This is a genomic window from Flavobacterium sp., assembly GCF_035760125.1.
GTDB lineage: Bacteria > Bacteroidota > Bacteroidia > Flavobacteriales > Flavobacteriaceae > Flavobacterium.
Genome location: NZ_DASTTN010000108.1, coordinates 1 through 4,095 on the forward strand (window position 1 = coordinate 1; position 4,095 = coordinate 4,095).

Sequence of the window (4,095 nt, forward strand, 5' to 3'; positions counted from 1 at the left end):
CCAGTCAATATATCCAAATAATTACTTATCAATTCGATTGAATTCGAACTGTGAAAAACCGCCACCTCAAAATTTGACTTTTGCAATTCGGTTCTTAATAAGTCACTCTTAAGGTTTTGACCATTGGAAACCCTAGATTCCAATTGTTTGATTCGCAAATCGGTATTGACAATATTTTGTTTAGTAACCTCGATTTGCTTGTATAACTTTTCGAGAGTAAAAAACTGTGTGGTAATAGTTTGTTTGATTTCTGTTTCGGTCATCTTTGCAACCGATTCTTGCATACTTACCATTAATTTTTGCTTATCAATCTGATTATTGATCACTCCTCCATAATACAAAGGCATTGACGCAAAAACATTGGCAGAAGCTTGTTGATTAAAATAATCAACCGTGATATTTTTTTCATAAAATCCTTCAAATATTTTGGGATTTCCAATATAATTATAGGCCATTTTCATGCCAAAAACAGGCGCTTTGGCTATTTGGGACTGGTCTAAATTTTCATTTGCGATACTGACATCAGAATTGGCTATTTTTAGCTGATTATTATTCTGAATACCCAACTGTATGGCTTCATCCAATTTTATGATTCGGGCTTCTTCTTCATTTTGGGAAAATCCGACTTCATAAAAAAAACAAGTTATTATCAGAATAACAAATTCTATTTTAAGTCTTTTAAAAAAGGGATAATCCATAAGCTAATTTTTAATTTAAAAAATTCAACTTGCAAAAAAACATGAAATACTTACCCAAAGCACAAATTGCATTTTTGACTCATAACCAACAATGTAACTACACAAATATAAACATTTTAACAACTTTATAACAATAAATTCATTAATAATAATTTCCCCCTGAAGTAGTACACTTTCAAAATAAAGTTACAATTAGGTCATTTTAAAAAACAGAATAAATTATAAAAACAATCTTTTAGACTAGAAAAAAACATATTGATAACCAAGACTAATGGAATCATAATTTAGCCCAATACTTTTGAAGGTTCCCGTATTAAGCTGTAACTTTATTGACTGCATTTTTGAGATAGGCATAGAAAATGTAGCTCCAATTCTAGAACTGTTAATTACACTTCCAGCCGGTAAATCATCAACTACTGTTTTCCCTCCGCTGAACCAGTTTACATTTATCCCGACCCACATTTGATTTTTAAAGAAATAACAAGCATGACCTTGAAAAGAAAGTACAGGCTCTTGCTGTAAATCCTTATCAACCAGAAATTCATCATTGTTAGTGTAAAACCAAATTCCAGAATACAATTCAGCATAAACATGTTTAAATCGTTTGGAAATCCCCACTTCAGGTTTAAATCCCCAGCGGTTGGTTCCGATATTTATTCTTTTATCCGGATAATAAATACCTGTAGGAACCGAAGTTACCAAGCTTACTCCAAAAATTGTCTTTTGCTGATATTGAGCAAAATCTTTTGGGACTAATGCAGGAGAACCCAATAAATTAATCCCAAGACGAATTCGCATATCACCAAAACCAGTTCGGTTTCCTGTGATTTTTTGCCCGCTTACGGTGGCTTTTCCATCCATAATTACATAGGGAATTGCTACTTGAATCCTGGCTAATTTATCGGCCAAACCAAATGTGCGCATATAACCCAGACCAAAATTATTACTTGAAATCACAAAATCTTCAATTGGTAAAGTAGGCTCAGAAACTACGTCACCTTTCATATATCCGTAAGTGCCAACTATAGCATTTACTCCAATCGGCAAATTAGCATAAGCTCTTGGCTCTAAATCCTGAGCAATTGAGCAATTGTATATTAAAAAAACAGCAAATGATAAAAATTTATATTTTCTGCTACATATTGAGTTTTGCAAAACCATATTTGGATTTTATATAAAATTTAAACATTGCCAAAATTTAGATTTTCAACTTTAATACTCACCATTTTAAGGCTTGATAAAAAACTGAATAAAAAAAAACCTCAAAAACATTTGAGGCTTCTATTTGTAATTGATGTATTAAAATCTATATCCTATACTGATATTATATCTAAAACCTACAGCGGTGATCGATTGCACACCTTTTTTTTCTATACCTTCATCACCCGTAATTCCTTCAACTCCGGGGAATCTATCTTTTATTGCTTCGATAATTTTTTGGTACACTTCATTATTGTCAAGTCCATCAATATTATTATCTAATTTGGTATTAAATTTATATCTTGTTATTGAAGGACCAAATAATACACAGTCTATGACGAATCTATCCCATAAAACAAATTGATACCCTAACTCACCTCCAATATTGGTTAAATTAAATTTTGAAGAAAGATTAGAATTACTGGTAACTCCTGTATCTGGATTGGTATAATACATATTTCTGTCTGTATCAAACTGAAAAAAGCTTAGAAACGGAGCCAAATAAACCCCTCTCGGTCCTTTATATTTATTGACACTTCCTAAATAAAATCGATAATCTGCACCAAATGAATACCCTTTTCTATTGCTACTTTTATCAAAATTAACGTCTGTAATATTAACTGTTAATAATGGGAACTCCTGATATCCGGCAAAAATATTCAAACTTTGGTTTTCTTTAATCATTCTTTCATACGAAAACTGTAAGGAGTTATCATAAAGCAACGTATTGGACACGTTAAACTTTACTGAATTCTTAAAATCCCTTGAACCAGATTGCGAAAAGGCATTCGTCGAAGGCAAAAATATTGCAAATACAAAAAAGAAGACAGTACCAAATGGAGTAGTTAAATTTTTCATGATTTATTTTTTAAATTACACAAAACTAAGGAAGTACATTAACAAATTTAACATTTATTTTCTAAAAAAAGAAACAAAAATTAACACTTTTTACGATAAAACAACTTATAATTGAAGGTAATTAAAGATATTATTGGGTTAATTTTCACTAACCTCAAAAAATTCACTTAAAGTTACAAAAAAAGAGCATAACACTATGATTATGCTCACGTTTTTGAGTAAAATACCTATTTCACTTTTGCCATTTCCAATTCACCTACAAAAGGTATAGCATTTTGTAAACTACTACGAATCTCAGTTTGCAAATAAATTTCAAGTTGAATAAATTTAGTTGCGTTTGTTGCTCCTATTGCTTTTTTTACTTTTTCATAATAAGAACTGTATAACTTATCATAAGCAATATTATTTTTCAAAGCCCCTTTAGCTATAGCATCTGCTTTATCATCAGTCAAATTAGCATAATCTGTAGCATATTGATTGATTAAGTGGATTTTTTCTTCTCCAAGTTTTTTTCTTTCTATTTCATAAGCATCATAGATCTTTGCAAAATCTGTAGCTTGAGTACCAGACAAAGCCATATACTGAGTTACTAATTCTGATTTGGATTTTCCATAAACGGATTGTACAACGTCGATATCATCTTTTAAGGTAGATTGAGCAAATGTTGTAGCTGAGAATGCTACTGCAAATAATAAAAATAATTTTTTCATGTTTGTGTGTTTTAAATTTAGTTAATTACTCTCAAATATAATAATTTCTTATTAAAATTTCATTAAATACAAAAAACAATTTCACCATAAACAACTATTTATCAACAACAAAGGGGTTAAAAAGTCTCTCCTGCATTGAGATAAAATCCATTGGAATGATTTCCTACTGCATAATCAAAAACAAGGTTGGTTCGAGTAGCTTTATCAATTAAAAGTCTTAAGCCAAACCCAAATGCAGGCTGGACATATTTAAAAAGTCTTATTTGATCATACTTATTACTTGCAGTTGTAAAATTTGTAAAAACAGTTCCGCTAAGAAGCTGATTACAAGTTATAGGAAACCTTAATTCAACCTGAAGATAAGCTAAATTATTTCCTCTAAAAAGTCCTTGTGTATAGCCCTCACCACTTCTACTGCGTTGGTCCCAACCTATGGCAGGCAAATTTAAATAAGGAACAACTCCCTTCGTTACAAACTGTCCAAAAGCCCAAAATCCCAGTACAAATTGCTCTCTTTTGGGATCCATTGGAACAAAATACCTAAACTCAGTAAAAAGTACATTACTTGCATCTTGGTCATTAAATAAATCTGCATTAAACCTAAAATCAACATTAGCAAACCAGCCTTT

General features: G+C 30.9%; 4 protein-coding genes and 1 pseudogene. All 5 read right to left on the reverse strand.

Features of this window, described 5'->3' with window-relative positions:
- The coding region (locus tag VFS71_RS04200) for a TolC family protein (RefSeq protein WP_326399564.1) at positions 1 to 698 on the reverse strand (698 nt) is incomplete at its 3' end.
- Between the two features lie 240 nt (positions 699 to 938).
- Entirely contained in the window at positions 939 to 1,853 is a 915-nt protein-coding gene (locus tag VFS71_RS04205) for a transporter (RefSeq protein ID WP_326399565.1), read from the reverse strand.
- Positions 1,854 to 1,997: 144 nt separating this feature from the next.
- The gene (locus tag VFS71_RS04210) at positions 1,998 to 2,756 is read right to left on the reverse strand and encodes a hypothetical protein (protein ID WP_326399566.1); all 759 of its coding nucleotides are present in this window, start codon (positions 2,754 to 2,756) and stop codon (positions 1,998 to 2,000) included.
- Positions 2,757 to 2,983: 227 nt separating this feature from the next.
- Positions 2,984 to 3,466 carry a hypothetical protein gene (locus tag VFS71_RS04215; RefSeq protein ID WP_326399567.1) on the reverse strand — a complete coding sequence of 161 codons (483 nt, stop codon included), beginning with the start codon at positions 3,464 to 3,466 and terminating at the stop codon, positions 2,984 to 2,986.
- Between the two features lie 116 nt (positions 3,467 to 3,582).
- Positions 3,583 to 4,095, reverse strand: a pseudogene (locus tag VFS71_RS04220) (hypothetical protein); the annotation flags it as partial.